Origin of the sequence: Streptomyces viridosporus, assembly GCF_002078235.1 — a bacterium.
Taxonomy (GTDB): domain Bacteria; phylum Actinomycetota; class Actinomycetes; order Streptomycetales; family Streptomycetaceae; genus Streptomyces; species Streptomyces viridosporus.
Genome location: NZ_MSGP01000202.1, coordinates 360 through 21,659, shown reverse-complemented (window position 1 = coordinate 21,659; position 21,300 = coordinate 360). Strand labels below are relative to the sequence as shown.

20 protein-coding genes are annotated in these 21,300 nt (G+C 70.9%); 12 read left to right on the top strand and 8 right to left on the bottom strand.

From position 1 onward, the window contains the following. The first annotated feature begins 121 nt into the window (after positions 1-121). The 3 genes from B7L92_RS14905 to B7L92_RS14895 all read left to right on the top strand — a co-directional run bounded on the left by B7L92_RS14905 (position 122) and on the right by B7L92_RS14895 (position 3,759). Positions 122-1,453, top strand: coding sequence for an MFS transporter (locus tag B7L92_RS14905; protein WP_081237991.1), 1,332 nt, complete (start codon positions 122-124; stop codon positions 1,451-1,453). A gap of 15 nt (positions 1,454-1,468) precedes the next feature. Continuing rightward, positions 1,469-2,929, top strand: coding sequence for an MmgE/PrpD family protein (locus B7L92_RS14900; RefSeq protein ID WP_081237989.1), 1,461 nt, complete (start codon positions 1,469-1,471; stop codon positions 2,927-2,929). 326 nt (positions 2,930-3,255) lie between these two features. After that, on the top strand, positions 3,256-3,759 hold the full coding sequence (locus tag B7L92_RS14895; protein ID WP_081237987.1) for a MarR family winged helix-turn-helix transcriptional regulator: 504 nt from the start codon (positions 3,256-3,258) through the stop codon (positions 3,757-3,759). Positions 3,760-3,815: 56 nt separating this feature from the next. On the opposite strand, the gene B7L92_RS14890 is transcribed toward B7L92_RS14895, so the two are convergent. From B7L92_RS14890 to B7L92_RS14870, 5 genes are all read right to left on the bottom strand, one after another. Beyond that, the gene (locus B7L92_RS14890; protein WP_255310965.1) at positions 3,816-5,096 is read right to left on the bottom strand and encodes an acyl-CoA dehydrogenase family protein; all 1,281 of its coding nucleotides are present in this window, start codon (positions 5,094-5,096) and stop codon (positions 3,816-3,818) included. 68 nt (positions 5,097-5,164) lie between these two features. Then, positions 5,165-6,775 carry a class I adenylate-forming enzyme family protein gene (locus tag B7L92_RS14885; RefSeq protein ID WP_081237985.1) on the bottom strand — a complete coding sequence of 537 codons (1,611 nt, stop codon included), beginning with the start codon at positions 6,773-6,775 and terminating at the stop codon, positions 5,165-5,167. Continuing rightward, positions 6,768-7,544: a citryl-CoA lyase gene (locus tag B7L92_RS14880; RefSeq protein WP_081237984.1), complete on the bottom strand. Its 777-nt coding sequence runs from the start codon at positions 7,542-7,544 to the stop codon at positions 6,768-6,770. The genes B7L92_RS14885 and B7L92_RS14880 overlap by 8 nt, the downstream gene beginning before the upstream one ends. After that, on the bottom strand, positions 7,541-8,728 hold the full coding sequence (locus B7L92_RS14875; protein WP_143626325.1) for a CaiB/BaiF CoA transferase family protein: 1,188 nt from the start codon (positions 8,726-8,728) through the stop codon (positions 7,541-7,543). The genes B7L92_RS14880 and B7L92_RS14875 overlap by 4 nt, the downstream gene beginning before the upstream one ends. A 186-nt stretch (positions 8,729-8,914) precedes the next feature. After that, the gene (locus B7L92_RS14870; RefSeq protein ID WP_081237980.1) at positions 8,915-10,270 is read right to left on the bottom strand and encodes an MFS transporter; all 1,356 of its coding nucleotides are present in this window, start codon (positions 10,268-10,270) and stop codon (positions 8,915-8,917) included. Positions 10,271-10,764: 494 nt separating this feature from the next. On the opposite strand from B7L92_RS14870, the gene B7L92_RS14865 reads away from it, so the two are divergent. The 8 genes from B7L92_RS14865 to B7L92_RS14830 are packed head-to-tail and all read left to right on the top strand — an operon-like array spanning position 10,765 to position 17,289. Beyond that, positions 10,765-12,030: a cytochrome P450 gene (locus tag B7L92_RS14865; protein WP_081237978.1), complete on the top strand. Its 1,266-nt coding sequence runs from the start codon at positions 10,765-10,767 to the stop codon at positions 12,028-12,030. Beyond that, positions 12,023-12,337: a 2Fe-2S iron-sulfur cluster-binding protein gene (locus B7L92_RS14860; protein WP_081237976.1), complete on the top strand. Its 315-nt coding sequence runs from the start codon at positions 12,023-12,025 to the stop codon at positions 12,335-12,337. Before B7L92_RS14865 ends, B7L92_RS14860 begins: the two co-directional genes overlap by 8 nt. 9 nt (positions 12,338-12,346) lie before the next feature. Beyond that, on the top strand, positions 12,347-13,585 hold the full coding sequence (locus B7L92_RS14855) for an NAD(P)/FAD-dependent oxidoreductase (RefSeq protein ID WP_081237974.1): 1,239 nt from the start codon (positions 12,347-12,349) through the stop codon (positions 13,583-13,585). Further along, positions 13,582-14,367, top strand: coding sequence for a dioxygenase family protein (locus tag B7L92_RS14850; protein ID WP_159461035.1), 786 nt, complete (start codon positions 13,582-13,584; stop codon positions 14,365-14,367). The genes B7L92_RS14855 and B7L92_RS14850 overlap by 4 nt, the downstream gene beginning before the upstream one ends. A 9-nt stretch (positions 14,368-14,376) precedes the next feature. Next, entirely contained in the window at positions 14,377-14,877 is a 501-nt protein-coding gene (locus tag B7L92_RS14845) for a peptidase associated/transthyretin-like domain-containing protein (protein WP_143626324.1), read from the top strand. A gap of 20 nt (positions 14,878-14,897) precedes the next feature. Then, entirely contained in the window at positions 14,898-15,671 is a 774-nt protein-coding gene (locus tag B7L92_RS14840; protein ID WP_170102214.1) for an enoyl-CoA hydratase/isomerase family protein, read from the top strand. 11 nt (positions 15,672-15,682) lie between these two features. Continuing rightward, positions 15,683-16,123, top strand: a complete 441-nt coding sequence (locus B7L92_RS14835; RefSeq protein WP_081237968.1) for an acyl-CoA thioesterase — start codon at positions 15,683-15,685, stop codon at positions 16,121-16,123. Next, positions 16,120-17,289 (top strand): flavin reductase family protein, encoded by a 1,170-nt coding sequence (locus tag B7L92_RS14830; RefSeq protein ID WP_081237967.1) that lies wholly within the window; start codon positions 16,120-16,122, stop codon positions 17,287-17,289. The genes B7L92_RS14835 and B7L92_RS14830 overlap by 4 nt, the downstream gene beginning before the upstream one ends. Before the next feature lie 243 nt (positions 17,290-17,532). Here the strand turns inward: B7L92_RS14830 and B7L92_RS14825 are convergent, their stop codons facing one another. Then, positions 17,533-18,243 (bottom strand): TetR/AcrR family transcriptional regulator, encoded by a 711-nt coding sequence (locus tag B7L92_RS14825; RefSeq protein ID WP_159461034.1) that lies wholly within the window; start codon positions 18,241-18,243, stop codon positions 17,533-17,535. 169 nt (positions 18,244-18,412) lie between these two features. Between B7L92_RS14825 and B7L92_RS14820 the strand changes: the two genes are divergently transcribed. Then, the gene (locus B7L92_RS14820; RefSeq protein WP_081237963.1) at positions 18,413-18,934 is read left to right on the top strand and encodes a cupin domain-containing protein; all 522 of its coding nucleotides are present in this window, start codon (positions 18,413-18,415) and stop codon (positions 18,932-18,934) included. A 372-nt stretch (positions 18,935-19,306) separates the two neighbouring features. Here B7L92_RS14820 and dmpG read toward each other — a convergent pair whose 3' ends face one another. Both dmpG and B7L92_RS14810 read right to left on the bottom strand, forming a co-directional pair. After that, the gene (gene dmpG, locus B7L92_RS14815) at positions 19,307-20,341 is read right to left on the bottom strand and encodes a 4-hydroxy-2-oxovalerate aldolase (protein WP_081237962.1); all 1,035 of its coding nucleotides are present in this window, start codon (positions 20,339-20,341) and stop codon (positions 19,307-19,309) included. Beyond that, the coding region (locus B7L92_RS14810; RefSeq protein WP_081237961.1) for an acetaldehyde dehydrogenase (acetylating) at positions 20,338-21,300 on the bottom strand (963 nt) is incomplete at its 5' end. The genes dmpG and B7L92_RS14810, both read right to left, overlap by 4 nt.

Below are 21,300 nucleotides of genomic sequence, written 5' to 3'. Positions count from 1 at the left end.
TGGATCGACATGCATTGACGTCGTCGATGACCCGTGATTCCATCCGTGACACACGCCACAGAACCATCAGGTGATTCGTTCGAACCATCCAGCGGTCAGATCAGGCCGACGAGGAGAACCCATGACCACCACCTCGGCCCCCGAGGAACAGCGCAGAACCGAAGCCGGCGATCCGCGCATGGCGCGGCGAGCCGCCGTCGCCGGCGGTGTCGGCACGGTGATCGAGTACTACGACTTCAGCGTGTACGGCTTCCTGGCGCTGACCTTGGCGCCCCTGTTCTTCCCCCAGCAGGATCCGGCCACGGCGACGCTGTCGGCGCTGGCCCTGTTCGCCTCGTCCTACGTGGTGCGGCCGGTCGGCGGATGGTTCTTCGGCATCCTCGGCGACAAACGGGGCCGGCGCTTCTCGCTCGTGGCGACCGTCCTGATCATGTCCGCCGCCTGCGTCGCCATGGGCCTGCTGCCCACGCACGCCGACATCGGCATCGCGGCGACGGTGGCGATCGTCCTGGTCCGTCTGGTCCAGGGATTCGCCGCCGGCGGCGAGATCGGCGGCGCGGCCACGTACGTCGCCGAACTCGCGCCTCCCGGCCGCCGCGGCCTGTACGGCAGTTCGACCGCGATCGGGGCGACCCTCGGCTTCGCCGTGGCCGCGGCCGTGGTGGGAGCCGTCCGCCTCGGCCTGAGTCCCGAGACGATGGCGTCCTGGGGCTGGCGGGTCCCGTTCCTGCTGTCGGCCGTCTTCGCCGTCCTGGCCCTGTGGGCGCGGTTCCGCATCGAGGACAGCCCGAAGTTCAGGGAGCTCGAGGAGCGTCTCGGCGGAGCGGCCGTGGAGAAGCGTCCGCTCATGTCGGTGATCCGGGAGCACCCGGTCTCGGTCCTGCGCGTGCTCGGTCTCTCGATCGCCCTGAACGGAACCGTCTACATCGGGCTCACCTACTTCGGGATCTTCCTGGAGCTGAAGGGCAACGTCTCGCCCACCGCGGTGTCCTGGACCGCCGCCATCGGCATCGCGCTCGCGGCCATGACCTACCCGCTGCCCGGACTGCTCTCCGACAGGTTCGACCGGAAGCCCGTCCTGGTCACCGCGTACCTCGCTTTCATGGTGATCGCCTGGCCCGCGTTCCTCGTCCTGTCCCACACGGGCAGCCTGCTGGCGATCGGCCTGGTCTATTTCGTCTTCATGTTCTTCAGTGGATGGGTACAGGTGCCCACCTGGGCGCTGGTCGCCGAACTCTTCCCGACGAAGGTCCGCTTCACCGGCATCGCGCTGGGATACAACCTCGGGGCGATCGTCGCCGGCGGAACCGCGCCGTTCATCGCCGAGACCCTCGTGCAGAGCACCGGGCACGACACCAGCCCCGCGGGGTGGATCGTCCTGGTCGCACTGATCGGTCTGCTCAGCGTCGCCTCGGTGGGACGGACCGCCTCCAAGTCACTTCCCCACCTCTGAGGGAGAGGAGAACCCATGGGCAACACCACGGCGGGCGGCGTCGAGCGGGACCGCCCCCTCGCGCCGCCCGACCCCGCCCTCGGTCCCGAGGAGCGGATCGCCCGCTTCGTGGCGCACACCCGGGCCGCCGAGATCCCCGCGGAGGTGCTCGGCACCGCCCACCAGGTCCTGCGGACCGTGTGCGGTACCGCGGTCGCGGGAGCCGCTCAGGACGGGATCGCCGAACTCCGGCAGTTGGTCGTCACCCAGGGAGGGCGGGCGGAGGCCAGGTCCTTCGTCCACGGGGACCACCTGCCCGCCCAGAGCGCCGCGCTGCTCAACGGCTCCATGGCGCGTGCGCTGGACTACTGCGACACCATGGTGCCCGGGCTTCACCTCGGGTCCTCGGTCGTGCCCGCCGCGCTCGCCGCCGCGGAGCTGCGTGGAGGCTGCACCGGGGCCGAGTTCCTGGCCGCGCTGGCGGTGGGTCTGGAGACGGGTGTGCGGTTCAACCTCACCGAGGAACAGTACGGCGGGCTGGATCCGACGGGCGTCGCCGGCCTGATGGGGGCCACCGCCGCCGCGGCGCGGGCCGCCGGTCTCGACGCGGAGCGGACGCTGCACGCGCTGGCGCTCTCCTTCAACCGGTGCGCGGCGAGTTTCCAGAGCAACGTCGACGCGTCCTTGGCGGTGCGGCTCATCCAGGGCTGGACCGCGGCCTCGGCCGTGCAGAGCGTGCAGTTCGCCCGGGCCGGACTGACCGGGCCCCGCCACTTCATCGCCGGCCCGTTCGGGTACGCGCGCCTGTACGCGCGGGGCGAGCGCTCCGCGGAGTCGTTCGCCGACCGGCTCGGCCGTCACTACGGCCTGGAGGGAATCTTCTTCAAGAAGTACCCGAGCTGCGGGCTCACCCAGGGGATCACCGAGTCGGCCCTGCTGGCGCTGAGTGACGAGTCGGTGAACGCCCAGGAGATCGAGCGGGTGGATGTCTTCCTCCCCGACTTCGCCTTCAAGCTCATCGGCAAACCGTTCGAGGCCGGTACCAACCCGCGGGTCAATGCCCAGTTCAGTGCCCAGTACTGCGCGGCGAACGCCCTGGAGCGGGGATCGTCGTCGCTCAGGCACTTCGAACCCGAACAGGTCGCCGAACTGAGCGCCTCCGCCCTGCTCTCGCGGATCCACGTGCACTTCGATCCCGGACTCACCGGTCATTCGGCGTCGCGGTTCGAACTGCACACCGCCGGCGGGGGCCGGTGGGTCAGAACCCTCGAGATCGGCCCGGGATATCCGGGCAACCCGCTCACTCCCGAGGAGCACATGCACGGGTTCGACGACTGCGTGGGCTACGCGCCCTGGAGTCTGCGGCCCGAGCAGGTGCAGGACCTGAAGAGGATGACCGCGGATCTCGCCGAGGTCCAGGACGTCCGTGCTGTCGTGTCCGCTTTGATCAGTCCGAGCGCGGTCCCCCTGGGGGCTCCCGGGAGTCGCGCGGCGTGAGCGGAGAAGAAGTCCGTGCGGGTCACTGCCCGCACGGACTTCTCGTCGTCGGGCCGCGACGGGGCGGATCGGAGCCGTCGGGGTCCGGTGCTCCCCCGCCGCCGGCCCACCGCCCCGAGCCCGCTCGGCACCGTCGCCCCCCGGGACCCGGCACACCGGTCACGACCGGGTCCTTCACACGGCCGCCCCGGGAGCGGCATGATCACCACAACGGGTGAGCGGGGCGGGCTCCATGGCCTGCCTAGACTGTTCGCCGAGCAAGAGACTGCGCATCCACGGATGCGAGACAGCCGTCTCGCATCGACGAGACCCCGGGAGGCCACCCCATGAGCGACGAACTCGATGAGTTCATTGTCGAGGAGGTCGAGGTGGGTGACGGGAAGAAGTCCAAGACGCTGAACCTGGCCGACAACCCGACAGTCCTCCTGGTGTGGGCCGCCAACCGCTTCAACCGGAGCTTCTCCCGGCACTACCAGAACGAGTTCGGCATCAGCGCGATGGAGTGGCGGATGCTGGTGATGCTCTGCAAGGAACCCGACGTCCCGGTGACCGCCGCCAGCCCCGCCGTGGGCTACGACAAGGGCGCGGTCAGCCGGTCCCTGAGCAAGCTCGCCAAGCTGGGCCTGGCGGAGGCCAAGGTCATCGGCAGCAATCCCCGCAATCGGCTGTGGCACCTCACGCCCGCGGGTTACGAGCTCCACGACCGGATCCTCAGGTCGGCGCTGGAACGCCACAAGCAGGTGCTCGCCGGATTCACCCCCGAGGACGTGGAGAAGTTCAACCACATGCTCAGGCTCTTCGGCGAGAACGCCGAGAACCTGCCGGATTGACGACGAGCCGGGGCCGGCGCCACGGGAAGGGCGCCGGCCCCGGCCGGAACGCTGCCTCAGGCAGGACGTTCCTGCTCCTTGACCACTCCGAGCGGTGTCGGCACGACGGTCCCCGTGGTGTCGAGGAGCGGGCCGATCCAGTCCATCGCCCGGGCCTGGTAGTTGTTGATCGCGTGGGTCTGCGTCGCCATGAGGTCCGTCAGATAACGTCCGAACGGCTGTGCGTTGTAGATGCCGGTGCCGCCCGCGACGCGGTACAACTCGGTGCCGTACCGGGCCGCGCGTGCGGGGATGTGCGCGGACTGGAAGCGGAACTCCTCCAGCCGCTCGTCACCGACCGCGGCACCTCCGCCGGCCTCGGAGAGCATCGCGGCGTAGTTGGCGTACAGCCGCCCCTTCGCCTCCGAGACGAAGGAGTATGCCTCCGCCAACGCCAGGGCGGTGGCCGGGTCGATCCTGGCCCGGCGCTTGCTCCGGTGGAACTCCACCAGGGCGTCCGCCATGCCCTTCAGGGCGCCGAGCGCCGTCGGCGCCTGGGTGGCCCGTGAGAAGACCTGGAAGAAGGGGAGCTTGAACAGCAGCCCCTTGTTGAGCGCCAGGCCCGGTGCGGTTCCCTGGTGCACCTCGGTCCAGGTCAGGCTCCGGTGGTCGGGAACGAACGCGTCCTCGACCACGATGTCGTTGCTGCCGGTGGCCCGCAGACCGGACACGTCCCAGTTGTGGACGATCTCGTAGTCCTCGCGCGGGAGCAGCAGCACGTGGCTGCCGACCGGTCCCGGTCCGGGGGTCGGTTCACCCTCGACGTTGGCCCCGAGCAGTGCCCAGTCGCAGTAGTCGCTGCCGGAGGAGAACGACCACCGCCCGGACAGGCGGTACCCGCCGTCCACCCGCCTGGCCGTCTGGGGTGCGTACGGCGAGCTGATCAGGGCGGTCGGGTCCGAGGACCAGACATCGGACTGCGCGCGTTCGTCGAAGAAACCCAGGTGGAAGTGGTGGATGCCGATCACGCCCAGGACCCATCCCACCGAGGGGTCGCCCTCGGCGAGGACGGAGGTCACTTCGAAGGACTCGATGGGAGTGAGTTCGTACCCCCCGTAGGCACGGGGCTGCAGCATCCGGAAGAAGCCGGCCCGCTGCATGTCCGCGATCGTCTCGGGCAGCAGCCGGTCGTGCTGCGCCTGCCGGGCCGCTCGCTCCTTGAGGACCGGGACCAGGTCCCGGGCCCGCCGCACCATCGGCGAGGCGCCGAAGTCGCCCAGGAGGAACGCGTGGACCTCTCCGGTCGGTTCGACGTCGCCGGTCAACCGGTCGGGGGGCAGCGCGAGAAGCTCGGTCATGGGGGCGTTCCTTTCCGCAGTCGTGCAAGGCTGCTGTGACAGGTCCACTGACGGGACGTGTGAGGGATTCACCTGGGCCCGGCCGGCCGCTGCTCGACGGGGACGTCGACCTCGCGGGCCCGGTCCCGCAGGGCGGCGTCCGCCCTGAGGAGGTGTTTGGCGACCTTCCCGGTCGGCGTGAGCGGCATGTCCCCGGTGAGGAGGACGTAGCGGGGCCGCTTGATCCGGGCCAGCCGGGCACCGCAGAAGTCCGCGACCTCCTGCTCGGTCAGGAGGGAGCCCTCACGGGGCGTGACGACCAGCAGGATGTCTTCGTCGCCCATCTCGGACGGCACCCCGACCGCGGCCGCCAGCACCACCTCCGGGTGTTCGGCGACCACCCGGTCGAGCTCGGCCCCGGAGACGTTCTCGCCCCGTCGGCGGATGATGTCCTTCTTCCGCGCGACGAAGTAGTACCAGCCGTCCTGGTCGCGTCGCACCAGGTCGCCGGTCCTGAACCAGTCGCCTTCGAAGGCGTCGGCGGTCTGCTCGGGTTCGCGGAAGTACCCCAGCATCACGAGGGGCGTCCGTACCCAGAGCTCCCCGACCTCGCCGTCGGGAACGTCCGCACCGGCTTCGTCCACGATGCGGCACCGCGCCCACGGCCGTGCGGGATCAGGGTGCCGGCAGAGCCGGCCCATGCTGCCCGGCCTGGCCTCGGCGTCGTAGGGCGTGCTCAGGACGCCCGGGATCTCGGTCATGCCGTACCCGCCCACCAGGTGGGGGACGTCGAACCGCTCCCGGAACGCCCGCGTGCTCGCCTGCCGGATCCCGTAGATCTTGCGCAGGCCGTGGTCGGGCACGTACTCGTCGCGAGGCCGGTTCAGCAGGATCGCACTGATCGCCTCGATCATGTTGACCTGCGTCGCGCCGAGCCGCTTGACCGTGGGCCAGAAGCCCGAGGCGGAGAAGCGCGGCTCCAGCAGGAGCGTGGCACCGGCGGCGAGCGCTCCGGCCACCGAATAGAGCAGGCCGTTGACGTGGAACAGCGGAAGGACGGTGAGCACCCGGTCGTGCGGCTGCAGGCGGACCCGCTCCACGAAGCTCTCCCCCGCGGCGATCACACTCTGCTGGCTGTGCAGGACGCCCTTCGGGAATCCGGTGGTTCCCGAGGTGTAGATCATCACGCACGGAGCCCGCCGGTCACCGCCGACCGGTTCGGCCGGCTCGGCGTCGAGGAGCTCGTCGCCGAGCCGCTGGATCCAGGCGGAGCCGTGGACCTCCTCGCGTGCGGCCTCGGCGACCGGTTCGGCGGCCTCGTCGCAGAGGATCGCCCGGGCCTCCGACTGACGGAGCACGTAGGCCGCTTCCTCCACCTTGAAATCGGGGTTGACGGGCACGAACACCGCCCCCAGCCCGGCGGCGGCCAGCAGGGCGAGTACGTGCCAGTCGCTGTTGCGGCCCATGACGAGCACGCGGTCCCCGGCCTCCACCCCCCTGTGCCGGAGGTGACCGGCCAGTCGCCGCGTGGCGTCGGCGGCCTCGGCCCACGTCCATGAACGCTCACCGCACACCATCATCGGACGGTCCGGATCCGCTTCGGCCCGGCTCGCCACGAGGTCGATCAGGGTGCCGCCGTGCTCCCGGTAGAGGGCGAGCACCTCGGCCGAGGTGTACCGATCGCCCGACTCCTCAGTCATACGGGGTCTCCTGGGGGTCCGAGTACGGGATGCCCTCCCGGGTGAGCTGCCAGATGGTGCGGGCGGAGGGCTGGGCGAACTCCTCCACCACATGGCCGAGCAGACCGCCGGCCCGGGACACCACGGCGAGTCCGCGGCCGGCCTTCAGCGGGATCCCGATCTCCAGGAACAGCGCGGCGATGGCACCCGTGGCGTTGATGGTGAGGTGACGGCCGCCCCGGGCCGCGTCCACCTCGCGGCTCAGCCTCCGCAGCAGGTCGACGTAGCGGCCGTTGATCCCGTTCCGCTCGGCCACCTCGAGGAGGGTGACCGCGCGCGGGTCGTCCGGCTTGTGCAGGCGGTGCCCGAATCCCGGCACCGGCCGCTTGGCGCTCACGTACTCCTGCGCCACGCGCTTGCAGTAGGCGTCCGGGTCCTCCCCGCTCTCGACGCCCTCCACCAGCAGCTCGGCGCAGCCCTCCATGGTTCCGGCGAACACCGGCCCGACCGAGAGCAGCCCCGCGGCGATCGCCACCTGCACGTCGTCCGGCACGCTGTCGGCCGCCAGCCTGGTGATGATCGACGTCGGGGTCCACCCGTGCTCCATGAGCGTGACCAGGCAGGCGTCGAGGACCCGTGCTTCGGGCGGCGTGGGCATCCGGCCGACGGACAGGAAGTAGATCATGTCCGTGAAGCTGTGCCGGCCGATCAGGTCCTCGCACAGGTCCTTCCCGCGGACGGTGATCGAGGTCGCGTCGGACGTCGCGATGTGGGTGCGGCCGCCGGTCATCGTGCGTTCCCCGGCTCGGGTGCGGACGCGGAGTCGACCAGTTCGCCGCGGTACTCGTCGAGCGCGGGCGCCGTGGTGCCGAAGCCCGCTCGCTCGCCGTTGATGCTCAGCGGCAGTCCGGTGAGCTTGAGCCGGTCGTCGGCGCCGTCCAGGACGATGTCCATGGCCTCGGTCTGGGGGTGCTCCAGCACCTGCGGGATCGAGTGGATGGGTGCGCACGGCACGCCGGCGCGCTCCAGGCACGCGATCCAGTCGGTGACGGTCCTGCGGCCGACGAGCTCGGAGATGAGCGGCAGCAGCGTGGCCCGGTGCTCGTTGCGCGCGGCGTTCGTGGCGAAGCGGGGGTCGCTCACCCACTCGGGCCTCTCCAGCGCCGCGGCCAGCTTGGCGAACAGGCGGTCGTTGCCCGCGGCGATGATGAACGGGCCGTCCGCCGCCTCGAACGCACCGTAGGGAGTCAGCGAGTTGTGGCCGGTGCCGACCCGCGGCGGGATGGTGCCGGTCGCCCCGTAGTCCGCGATGTGCCGTCCCGCCCAGCTGACGGCCGTCTCCAGCAACGAGGTCCTCACCTCACCGCCGACGCCCGTTCTCTGGCGCTCCAGGACCGCGGCGAGGACACCGATCACGGTCCACATGCCCGTTCCGAGGTCGACGACCGACGGTCCCACCCGGGAGGGCGGGCCGCTCGGGTCCCCGTTGATGGCGATCAGTCCGGAGAACGCCTGCAGCAGCGGCTCGTAGCCGGGGCGGTTCGCCATCGGACCGGTGTGGCCGAACGCCGACATCGAGCAGTAGATCAGCCGGGGGTTCACGGCCCTGAGCGTCTCGGCGTCGGCCTTGAGCTTGTTCTCGACGCCCGGGCGCAGGTTGTGGATGAAGACGTCCGCGTCGCGGATGAGGTCGAGGAAGACCTTGTAGTCGGCCTCTTCGTCCAGCGACAGCACGACGGACCGCTTGTTCCGGTTCATCATGTGGAAGCTGACCGAGCTGTCGCCCACGAACGGCGGGCCCCAGCCGCGCGCGTCGTCCCCCCCGGGCTTCTCGACCTTGATGACGTCGGCGCCGAGGTCACCGAGGATCAACGAAGCGTACGGGGCGGCCAGGTTCTGGCCCATCTCGACGACCTTCAGGCCCGGAAGCATGCCGAGCGGCTTGCCCGCTCCCTCGTTTCCCTGAACTCCCACGGCTTTCTCCTAGCGGCGTGTGGCCCGGGCACAGACAAACCCGGGGCGAACCCATCAAGTTGTTGTGGTGTCAACAACATCCTCGGGTCACCTTGTTGTCTTGTCAACAGCATCGGGGCGCCTCATCGCCGCGTCGGAGTTCCGACCCGGAGAGACGCCCCGGACACTGCGCGGCAGCCGTCCCGCTCAAGGGGAGGTCGTCGGCTCCTCCCGCGGCCCTCCGGAGCGGTCCGTGAGGAAGAAGGCCGTCACCAGGCTGACCAGTGCCATCCCCATCAGGTACGGCGCGACCGCGAGGACCGTGCCGAATCCCTGGGTGAGCGCCTCGGCGATCATCGGCGCGAACGCTCCACCGAGGACGGCGCCGACGGCGTAGGCGAGCGACGCCCCGGAGAGCCGGATCCTGGCGGGGAACATCTCCGCGAAGAGCGCCGACTGGGGGCCGTAGGTCAGGCCCAACGGCACCGCCAGGGTCAGCAGGGCCACGCCGACACTCAGCGCGGTGCCCTGGCTGAGAAGCCAGAACTGCGGCAGGAGCAGCACGAACAGCGTCGCGTAACCGACCTTGTAGACGATCGGGCGGCCGGAGCGGTCACTCCACCACGCGCCGACGTAGGTGCACCCGATCCACACGGCGCTGGCCGCGAAGAGCAACGTCAGCACGTGCGCGCGGGGAAGGTCGTGGGCGCTGGTCACGTAGGCCAGGGCGAAGCCGCCGACGATCATGTAGCCGGCGGCGATGTTGCCCACCATCGTGGCGGCGGCGGCCAGAACCTTGCCGCGGTGCGCACTCAGCAGTTCACGCAGGGGCGTCTTCGCCTTGGTCCGCGACTCCTCGAGCTCGGTGAAGACCGGCGACTCGGCGACCTTGGACCGCACGTACTGCCCCACCACGACCAGCACGACGGAGAAGAGGAACGGCAGGCGCCAGCCCCACTCGTCGAACGCGGCCTTGCCGAGGATGGCGTTGAAGGCGCCCATCACCACGATGGCGAGCATCATCCCGAGCGGAACGCCCATCTGCGGGAAGGCTCCCATCCGGCCGCGGTGACCGGCCCTGGCGTGCTCCACGGCGAGCATGGCCGCGCCGCCCCACTCGCCGCCGGCGGAGAGCCCCTGGAGGCAACGCAGGAGGATGAGCAGGATCGGAGCCGCGATCCCGATCGCCGCGGCCGTCGGCAGAAGACCGACCAGCGTGGTCGAGACGCCCATCAGCCCGAGCGTCAGCACCAGGACGATGCGGCGGCCGAACCGGTCACCCAGGTAGCCCGAGACGATGGCGCCGAGCGGCCGGAAGAAGAAGCTCACCCCGGCGGTCGCCAGGGCGGTGAGCTGGCTCCACTGGCCGAGCCCGCTGAAGAACAGGTCGCCGAAGAGCAGGGCCGCGATCTGCGCGTAGATCAGGAAGTCGTACCACTCGATGGTGGTGCCCACCAGCGTGGCGTAGGCGACCCGTCTGCGTTGCTTCTCCTCGCTCTCCGGAGAGCGGTCGGCCGCCACGGCGACCGCCACATCGGGCTCAGCAGTCTGTTTCGCTCCCATGGCGTCCTCTCTCGACGGGGGTGCGGCTACGAAAGTGCCGCCGCTCGGCACTCGAGCCGTGTGGAACGAGCCGCCCTGCCGCATCCGGGACAAGGCGGCTCGACGGGATGTTGAGTGATCAAGAGCACACGGTGGCCGGATCCGTCTTGACCTGTCAAGAGTCAGTTTGACAACTCCTCGAACAGGCGACTCACTTTCACGACGGCCGTCGATCTCGACCGGTGAGGGATTCGCCCTGCTCAGGCCGTCACAGCGGCACCGCCGGGGCCGCCCGCACTCGCGGCGGGCACGCAGGGCGGCGACGCCACGCGCCCCCGCGTCCGGCCGCCGACCGACTTCGACACCCGCCGACCGGCCCGAATGCGCCATTGCTCCAGAACCGCGGCCGTCGCACCTCCGCACCCGTTGACAAAGCAACAAGCGCCAGACACACTCGGCCACCTGTTGACAAAACAACAAGCGGTCGCTTCGGCCGCCGAGGAGGGTGGAGAAGGATGGCGGTGGTGGACCAGCGGCCGACGGCCGCGCGATGTCCCATGACCAGCGGGTTCAAGCCGTTCGACCAGGACGGCACCTACGAGTTCTTCTCGCTCGCCCGTCACGAGGCTCCGGTGTTCTACAACGAGGAGACCGACTACTGGGTCGTGACGAGACGGCAGGACGTCCTCTCGGTGTTCAAGGACCCCGCACGGTTCTCGGCCGCGAACGTCCTGGACCCGCTGGAGGCCCACCCCGAGGAGCTGACCCGGTTCCTCGCGGACAACGGCTTCACCGTCGAGCCGGTGCAGTCCAACACCGACCGGCCCAAGCACAGCCGGATCCGGCAGTGCGCCGGCCAGTTCCTCAACCCCAAGCGCTACCGCGACTACGAGCCGCGGATCCGCGCACTGGTGCAGGAGTACGTGAACGGCCTGCGCGGCAAGGACGAGGTCGACATCGTCGCCGAACTGACCCACGAGATGCCCGCGCGCGTGGTGTTCATGCTCCTCGGCGTCGACGACGTCGACCCGCTCCTGATCAAGCGATGGGCGCTCAACCGCGCCACGATGATCTGGGGCAAGCCGACCAGGCAGGAGATGATCGATGCCGGCCACGAGCTGAACGACTTCTTCCACTTCTGCAAGGGGATCGTCGAGGACCGCAAGCGGGCACCGCGCGACGACTACCCCAGCAGGCTGCTGGAGCTCCGCGGTGACGACGACTCGGTGCTGACCGAGAACGAGATCGTCTGCCTGGTGTTCGCGCTGCTGCTGGCCGGTCACGAGGCCGTGACCAACGGTCTGACCATCAGCATCCTCACGCTGCTGGAGCACCGCGAGGCCTGGGAGGAACTGGTCGCGGACCCGGCACTGATCCCTCGTGCCGTCGAAGAGGTCCTCCGGCACAGCACCCCGGTCCTGACCTGGCGCCGCAAGGCCCTCGAGGACGTCGAGCTCAGTGGCGTGACCATCCCCGCGGGAAGCAAGGTCCTGCTGAGCCTCGCTTCGGCCAATCACGACGAGGACCGGTACGCACGGCCGTCGGACTTCGACATCCATCGCGTCAACGCACGGGACCACCTGTCCTTCGGATACGGCATCCACGTGTGCATGGGCGCACCACTGGCACGCGCGGAAATGCGGATCGTGCTGGAAGAACTCGTCGACGCCTTCCCCGGCATGGAGCTGGTGGAGGGACAACAACCCGAATGGACAAGGACGATGGCCCACCGCGGCCCGCAGAGTCTGAAGGTCCGGCTTGGAGGTTCTGATCATGGCTGAGGTGACGTGGATCTCTGCTGACGGTGAGCGCATCACCGCCGAGGTCGGCGACGGCGTCACGCTGATGGAGGCGGCCGTGGCCAACGGCGTTCCCGGCATCGTCGGTGAATGCGGTGGCGGCATGATGTGTGCCACCTGCCACGTCTACGTCGTGTCCGACCACCCGACCGGTGAGCCCGGCCCGATCGAGGCCGATCTGCTGGACTTCGGCGACGCGCCGCGACGCGACTGCAGCCGCCTGAGCTGTCAGATCTCCGCCCGGTCCGAACTGGACGGCATCACCGTCGAAGTACCGCCGGCCGGGTGACGTCGCGCCATGGAACACGGAACCGTGATCATCGGCGCCGGACAGGCCGGCCACACCACGGCCATGCAGTTGCGTGCCGCGGGCTATGACGCTCCGGTCACCCTGGTCGGCGCCGAACCGGCCGTCCCCTACCAGCGCCCGCCCTTGTCCAAGCGTTACCTGCTGCGCGAGGTCGAAGCGGAGCACCTCAGGCTGGGCACGCCCGCCGGCCGCGTCAAGCCCGAGGTGAACCTGCGCACCGGCGAACAGGTCGACCGGATCGATGTCGCACGGCAGGTCGTGGTCACGGCGGACGGAGGCACCCGTCGCTACGACCATCTGGTCCTGGCGACCGGTGCCCGTGCACGACGACTGCCCGACGCGCTGGTCGACGGGCTGGAGGGCGTGCACGTGTTGCGGACGCTCGCCGATGCCGACGGCCTGCGCGCGGCGCTCGACGAGGCGAAGGCGGTCCTCGTTCTCGGTGGCGGCTTCATCGGCCTCGAGTTCGCCTCGGTGGCGGCTCGCCTCGGGCGTCGCGTCACCGTGGTCGAGCGCGGCCGCCTGCTCCAGCGGGTCGTCAGCGAGCAAGCCGCCGACCATCTCCGCTCGGAGCACCTGCGCAACGGGGTCGACGTCCTGGAAGGGCGCGAGCTCGGCTCACTGGCCGGTGAGAACGGCCGCGTGGTCGCCGGCGTGCTCACCGACGGGACCCGGATCGAGGCCGATCTCGTCCTGGTGGGGATCGGCGCCGAACCGGCCGCCGAACTCGCCGCCGGGGCCGGCCTCACGGTCGACAACGGCATCACCGTCGACGGCCTCGGCCGGACCAGCGCCCCGTCGGTGTACGCGGTGGGCGACTGCGCCAACTTCCCCTGGCGGGGCGGCCGGCTCCGCCTGGAGTCGGTCCAGAACGCGGAGTACATGGCACGGGCGGTGGCGGCCCACATCGCGGGGCGCGCGGTGCCCCCGCGGCCGGCGCCCTGGTTCTGGTCGGACCAGTACGACGTCCGGCTGCAGTTCGTCGGCCTGTCCGGCGACGGCGACCGCGTCATCAGGAGAACCGCCGAGGACGGCGCGGGCTTCTCCCTGTGGCACTACCGCGAAGACCGCCTGATCGCCGTCGAGGCGCTGAACGACCCCGGCGCCTTCCTGACCGCCAGAAGACTCCTGGACCGCGGCGCGAGTCCCCCGCGCACCGACCTGGCGGACGAGAGCCTCGGCCTCAGGACCATCGCCGCACAAGCATGGGAGAGGGCAACCTCATGATCGAATCGTTCGATCCGCCGTTGGCGGATTCCAACTCCAGCGTCAGCACCCTGCGCGTGCCGTTGGCGGCGCCGGTTCACCTGGACAAGGAGTGGTTCCACCACCTGCCGGGTCCCGCCTTCGGGCAGTTGAAGCTCGGAGCGTTCGACCACGACCTCACGGTGCAGGGCGTCTCGGAGCCCATCGGCACCCGGGTCATCGTGCACGGAACCGTCACCGACAGCGGCGGCGTCCCGGTCAAGAACGCCCTGGTCGAGATCTGGCAGGCCAACGCCGCCGGTGGCTACCGCGACTCGATGGACGTGTCGGGCTTTCCGCTCGACGCCAACTTCTACGGCGCGGGACGCTGCCTGACCGACAGCCGGGGCCACTACCGCTTCCTGACGATCCGTCCGGGCCCGTACCCGGCGATGTTCAAGGACGGCGCGCGTGCCTGGCGGGCGTCCCACATCCACTTCTCGGTCCTGGGTGCCGGGTGTTCCAGCCGGCTCGTCACGCAGATGTACTTCGAGGGCGACCCGCTGATCCGCATGGACCGCATGATCAACGCCATCCCGGACCGGCGGGGCCAGGAGCGCCTGATCGCCGTGCTCGACGAGGAGAACTCCATCGCGGAGTCGTTCGGTCCCGCTCGCGCCCTCCCCACCGTCGACGGCAGCGGCGCGGTCGTTCACCCCCCGCGGCGAACCGACCCTGGCGCCCTGCTGACCAGGAACCCCTCGGCGCTGGCGTACCGGTTCGACATCGTGCTCCGCGGCTCGGCCGCGACCCCGTTCGAGTGAGGGATGGCCATGATTCTCACACCCGCGCAGACCTGCGGTCCCCTGTTCGGCTTCGCCATGACCCCGCCGGACATCACCCGGACCGTCGCCGAGGACGACCCGGCCGCCGTCGTGCTCGAGGGCATGGTCCTCGACGGCCGGGGGGACCATGTCGACTACGGCGCGTTCCTCGAGCTCTGGAGCCGGGAGCAGGCATGCCGTGTCCGCACCCTCGAGGGCCGGTTCCGCGCCGTCGTGCGGAAGCCGGAACCGGTGACGCTGCCGGGCGGCAACCGGCTGGCGCCGCACCTGAGCATCTTCCTCTTCACGCGCGGTCTGGCGGGGCCGCTGGTGACGAAGGTGTACTTCCCCGACGAGGAACAGGCCAACCGGTCCGACGCGATCCTGCGGCAGGTCCCCGAGGCCAGGCGTCCCCTCCTGATCGCGCAGCCGACCGGCGTCGAGCGGCACCTGCGGTACGACATCAGGCTGCAGGGCGAGCGCGAGTCCGTCTTCTTCTCCATCGACTAGAACACGAACGAGGCCGAACCATGGAAGAAAACCTCCTTGTCGAGCGCCTGGGCCATGTGCGGGTGCTCACCCTCAACCGTCCCCGCAAGCTCAACGCCATGGACAGCGCGCTCTACGAGCGCCTGATCGAAGAGCTGCGGGGAGCCGACCGGGACGACGAGGTCCGTGCGGTGGTCGTGCGCGGGGCGGGGACGTCCTTCTGCACGGGCGCCGACACCGGTGAGTTCGCCGAGCTCACGCCCGACAACACCGAACGCGTCGAGTACCGCGCCGGGCTCACCTACGGTCTGCACAAGACCATTCCCGAGATCTCCAAGCCGGTGATCGCGGCCGTTCACGGGTACGCCGTCGGCGGCGGCTGCGGGCTGGCCCTGGCCTGCGACATCACCGTCGCGTCGGCCAACGCGCGCATGGGCTACCCCGAGATCAAGCACGGTCTGGTCGCGGCGGTGGTGATGGCCAACCTGACCAAGCAGCTCGGCCGCAAGGCGGGTTTCGAGCTGGTGGCCAGCGGGCGCCTGGTCGACGCCGAGGAGGCCGAGCGGATGGGCATGGTCACGCGGGTCGTCCCGGAGGGCGAGGAGTTCACCGAGGCGATGAGGATCGCCGAGGCCCTGGCGGGACAGGTGCCCATGTCGCTCCAGGCCACCAAGCGGTTGTTCCACGCGGTCGCGGACCTGCCGCTGGCCGAGGGTCTCGTGCGGGGCCGTGAGGCGAACGAGGAGATGCGTGAGTACCGTGCCCAGGCGCTGAAGGAGTTCGGCGCCTCCGTCAAGGCCGCTCAGGCCGGCTGAGGACACCGATCATGGGTCAGTCGAGCACCGGGCCCTCGGGGCCCGCCGCACACGTCGTCGAGGACACGCTCCGGGTGAGCGACCTCGACTTCCAACGCCACATGGGCAACACCGCGTTCACCGACATCCTCGCCAACGCGCGCTACACGTTCCTGACCGAGCGGGTGAGGCCGGTGGTGGGATTCGATCCGATCATCGCTCTGGCCCGGCTGGAGGTGGACTTCAAGGGTCAGGTCCACCACCCCGCGACGCTCACCACCGAGACCCGTCTGGACCGGGTCGGCCGCAGCTCGCTGGGGCTCACGCAGCGGATGCTGGTGGGCACGCGGCTGGTCGCCTCGTCCCGGGCCGTCTTCGTGCTGACCGACCGTTCCAGCGGTCGGGCCACGCCCTGGCCGGAGGAGATTCGCGCGCTGGCCACGGCCTCCGAGCCCGAAGCGAGCCACCCGTGAGCGGCCGCGCGGTGGACTCCGCCGCCTTCCGGCAGGCCCTCGGGCACCACCCCACGGGCGTGGCCCTGGTCGCCAGTACCGACGAGGACGGGGATCCCGTCGGGCTGATCGTGGGCACCTTCACCTCGGTGTCCCTCGACCCGCCCCTCGTCGGCTTCCTGCCCGCACGGGGCTCCTCGAGCTTCGCCGCGATCAGGAAGTCGGGGCGCTTCACCGTCAGCATCCTCGCCCACGACCAGGAACACCTCTGCAGGGCGCTGTCCCGGCCCGCGGACAGGAGGTTCGAGGGACTGGAGTGGTCGCCTTCCGGCAACGGGTCGCCGGTGCTCCCGGACGTGGTGTGCAGCATCGACTGCAGCCTCGAGTCCTGCACCCCGGCAGGGGACCACTACTTCGTGACCGGTTTCGTCGAGAGCCTGGAGATCCGTCGTCCGGTCGCCCCGCTGCTGTTCTTCCAGGGAGGGTTCGGCGGCTTCGTCCCGGGGTCCTTCGTCGCGCCGAGCGACGCGATCGTGGCCGAGAGCGTGCGGACCGTGCAGCACATCCGCGACGGCATGCAGCGCCTCGCGCACGCGGCCCGCGGCGAGGTGACCGCTTACGCCAGGGTCAACGACCACGCCGTGGCCGTGGCCACGGTCGCCGGCCCGAACGTGCCGACCTCCACGATCCTCGGCTCGAAGCTGCCGCTCACGCCTCCCTTCGGCGAGGTGTTCCTGATCGGCGCTCCCGAGGCGGAGGTCGAGCAGTGGACGGACCGGGCGAGGACCGCGGGCGAGGAGCTGCTGAGCATCTCCCGGGAACGCCTGGAGCACGCGCGCACACACGGCTGGGCCGGCTCCTACGCCGGGGACACGAGGGACGGGCTGCTCTTCCCCGCCCTGACCGAGTACGGCGTGGCCGGGGTCACCCCGGCGGAACAACGCGAGATCCAGGCGATGCTCCGGGTGGCGGTGGAGGACCTCCGGCCGGTCGCCCTCGAACCGGAGAGGCAGTACGAGGGCGCGAGCCTGGTGGCCCCCATCCGGAACGAGCACGGACGGTGCGAACTCATGCTCCGGCTGTGCCAGCTCCCGCCGGCCTCCGGATCCCGGATCGAGGCCCTGGCCGCCGAACTGTGCCGCCTGACCCGGGAAGCGGAAGCAGAGCAGCCCGTGCTCCAGCCCTGAGCGGGCCGGGGACCGGCGCGGCGGCCACTGCCCCGTTTCCGGTCCCCGCTGCTCCGCACCGTGCGCGCACCCGGCGGCAGACGTCCTCGTGCGGGCCGGGGCGGCGGCGGAACACCGCACGGTCCTCCGCCGCGTCGTCACCGCGTCGGGCCCCCACGGCCCTCGACTCCGGGAGGTGCGACCGGCCGCTCGTCACTCGCTCCTCGGCGGGCTCCGGGCCAGCCGTACCGACTCGGCCCGCTGTCAGCTCCGGCTGCCCGGTGTCTCCTCCGGCGACGGGTCCGCCGTCGACGCGGCGTCCTCCCGCCCGAGGGTGCGGAGCGCCTCGCGCAGGGCGGGGCGCGGGGCGAGGGCGTGGGCGGCCCGGAGGGAGCCCGCCAGCAGGGCGATCCAGGCCTCGGCCAGCGCGCCGGCCTCCACGGGACGGCCGTTCCTCAGCCAGAGGAGGGACATCTCGTCGCAGGCGGCGCCGAACCCCCGCATGGCCAGGAGGAGGGCGGGGTCGTCGGCGTCGAGGCCGAGCACCGCGCAGATGGTCCGGACCCCTTCCTCCCGCGTCGCCTCGAAGGCCGCCGACGCCAGGTCGGTGACCTGCGCACGGCGCAGGACGAGGTTCAGCGCGACGTCCTCGTGTGCGGCCAGGAAGCGCAGATGCGCGGTGAAGTGCTGCCGCAGCCGGTCGACGACCGGGCCTTCGGAGGCGAACTCCGTGGCGGCCCGCAGCCGTTGGTCGATCTCCCGCACGACCTCCGCGTAGAGGCTCTCCTTGCCCTTGAAGTGGTGGGACAGCAGCCCGTGCGCGACACCCGCGGTCCGGGCGATGTCCCCCACGGTGACCTCGCCGTACGGACGCCGGGAGAAGTTCTCCAGCGCCGCGTGCAGCAGCTTCCGGCGTGTCTCCTGGGCGGCCGCCTGCCGCCGGGTCGGCGGCTTGGCTGCTTCGGGCGGGGCCACGTCCGTTCCTCCCGGCGATGACGGCGACGACGATCTGTGATCCAGCAGCGTAGGCGAGGACCGGGCGACCGCCTGCCCCGGGACCATTGATTGATCGCCGTTCAATGACTTACATTCAACGTAAGTCGCGGCATGCCGCCCGGGCGACGCCGCGAGAAGGGACCGCGACATGGCTTTCCGCTTACCGCTCCCCGCCGAGGACGACCCGGTCTGGACGTCCGCCAACGGCTTCGTCGTCCGCAAGGACGAGGGGGTCGTCCGGCTCACGGGGCACGAGACAATGTCGGTCAAGGTCACGGGGGAGGAGACGGACGGTGCCCTCGCGTTCATGGACGGACTCATCGAGCCCGGCCACGGCAACGTCCCGCACATCCACTCGAAGGAGGACGAGGCCTTCTACGTCCTGTCCGGCGAGTTCGAGTTCATCAACGGGTCCGAGAGGTTCACGGCCGGCCCCGAGGACTTCGTCTACATCCCCAAGGGCACACGGCACGGCTTCAGGAACCTGGGGCGGGAAGCGGCCCGGCTCCTGATCTTCTACACGCCCGCCGGACCCGAGTCGTTCTTCCTGGCCCACGGCGAGACGGACCGCGCTCCGGAGCCCTGGTCCGACGAGAAGTTGAACGAGCTCGTGGACGTCCTCGGCGCGCACAACATGGTGCTGCTACCGGGGGACGACGACTGGCACTGAGTGCTCCCACGGGCCCCGGCTCGTCGCCGACCGGGAGGAGCGCGCGGGCACGCCGCCGCAGCGGCTCCACCGCGCCGGGCCGGTCCGACCGTGCGCCCCACGCCGCTGCGAGCGCGGCGGACAGGGGCCCGGCGCCGGCACGGTTCCCGTACCCGTGGAGACGGAGCAGAGGCGCACGATCGCAGGGAGAGCCCCCGTAGGGAAACCGCCCGGCGAGACGCGCGAGGCCGACGACGGAGCCGTCCCGGGGCCGGACTCCCGGGACGACCTCGTACGGGGCGGGAACCGGCCCACGGATCTCCCGGCACGACCGTCACCACCCGGTGCGGGGCCACCGCGCTCGGCGGCCCCGCACGGCGGCCCCGCACCGGGTCAGCCGGTTGCCGGGGCCTTCGCCAGGTCCAGGGCGATGTCGGTGATCATGTCCTCCTGGCCGCCGACCATGCCGCGCCGTCCGACCTCCACCAGGATCGCGCGGGTGTCCAGGCCGTGGCGGGCGGCCGCGGCCTCGGCGTGGCGCAGGAAGCTGGAGTAGACGCCGGCGTAGCCGAGGGTGAGGGTCTCCCGGTCGACGCGGACCTCGCGGTCCTGCAGGGGACGGACGAGGTCGTCGGCGGCGTCCATCAGCGGGAACAGGTCGCAGCCGTGTGCCCAGCCCATGAGGTCGGCGACCGCGACGAACGCCTCCAGGGGGCAGTTGCCGGCGCCGGCGCCCTGTCCGGCCAGGGAGGCGTCGACGCGGGTGACGCCGTTCTCGACGGCGACGACCGAGTTGGCCACGCCCAGGCCGAGGTTGTGGTGGGCGTGGATGCCGAGTCCGGTGGCGGGGTCGAGGACGTCGCGGTAGGCGCGGACGCGGTCGCGGACACCGTCCATGGTGAGCCGGCCGCCGGAGTCGGTGACGTAGACGGCGTGGGCGCCGTAGGACTCCATCAGCTTGGCCTGGCGGGCGAGTTCGGCGGGCTCGGCCATGTGGGACATCATCAGGAACCCGGCCACGTCCATGCCGAGGCCGCGGGCGGCGTCGATGTGCTGGGCGGAGATGTCGGCCTCGGTGCAGTGGGTGGCGACGCGCACCGAGCGGATGCCGAGGGCGTGGGCCTGCTTCAGGTCGTGCAGGGTGCCGATGCCGGGCAGCAGCAGGGTGGTGGGCACGGCGTGGGTCACGGCGTCGCAGACGGCCTCGATCCACTCCCAGTCGGTGTGGGCGCCGACGCCGTAGGTGATGCTGGAGCCGGACAGGCCGTCGCCGTGGGCGATCTCGATCGCGGCGACCCCGGCGGCGTCCAGCGCGGCGGCGACGGTGCGGGCCTGCTCCACGGTGTAGCGGTGGCGGACGGCGTGCATGCCGTCCCGCAGGGTCACGTCCTGGACGTACAGGTGGGTCGCCTGCTTGTTCGCGGTCATCGGGAGACCACCTCCGGGGTGATGGGGGTCCCCCCGCTCGAGCGAAGCCGAGCGTGGGGGCGGGCGGCCATGCGTTCGGCGGTGCGCAGGGCGGCCGAGGTCATGATGTCGAGGTTGCCGGCGTAGGCGGGCAGGTAGTGGGCGGCGCCCTCCACCTCGAGGAAGACGGACACCTTGGCGGCCTCGCCGGAGCGGGAGCCGGCCGGGAGCAGGGAGCGCAGCGGGTCGTCGGCGGCGACGCGCTCGAACTGCACCTTCTGCTTGAGGCGGTAGCCGGGGACGTAGTCCTGGACGCGGGCGGTCATCTCCTCCACCGAGGCGGTGACCGCGGCGTCGTCGCAGTCGCCGACCAGGCAGTGCACGGTGTCCCGCATGATCAGCGGGGGCTCGGCGGGGTTGAGGACGATGATGGCCTTGCCGCGGGTGGCGCCGCCGACCTGCTCGATGGCGGCGGAGGTGGTCTCGGTGAACTCGTCGATGTTGGCCCGGGTGCCGGGGCCGGCCGAGCGCGAGGAGATCGAGGCGACGATCTCCCCGTAGTGCACCGGCGTCACCGCGGCGACGGCGGCCACGACGGGGATGGTGGCCTGGCCGCCGCAGGTGACCATGTTGACGTTGGGCGCGTCCAGGTGGGCGTCGCCGTTGACCGGCGGCACGACGTACGGGCCGAGCGCGGCGGGGGTGAGGTCCACGACGGTGCGGCCCAGCGCGCGCAGCACCTCGTCGTGGCGGCGGTGGGCACCGGCGGAGGTGGCGTCGAAGACGAGGGACACGTCCGCGAACTCGTCCAGTTCCACCAGGCCGTCCACGCCCTCGTGGGTGGTGGCGACCTTGAGCCGGCGGGCGCGGGCCAGTCCGTCGGAGTCGGGGTCGATACCGGCCAGGGCGGCGATCTCCAGGGAGTCGGAGAGCCGCAGGATCTTGATCATCAGGTCGGTGCCGATGTTGCCCGACCCGAT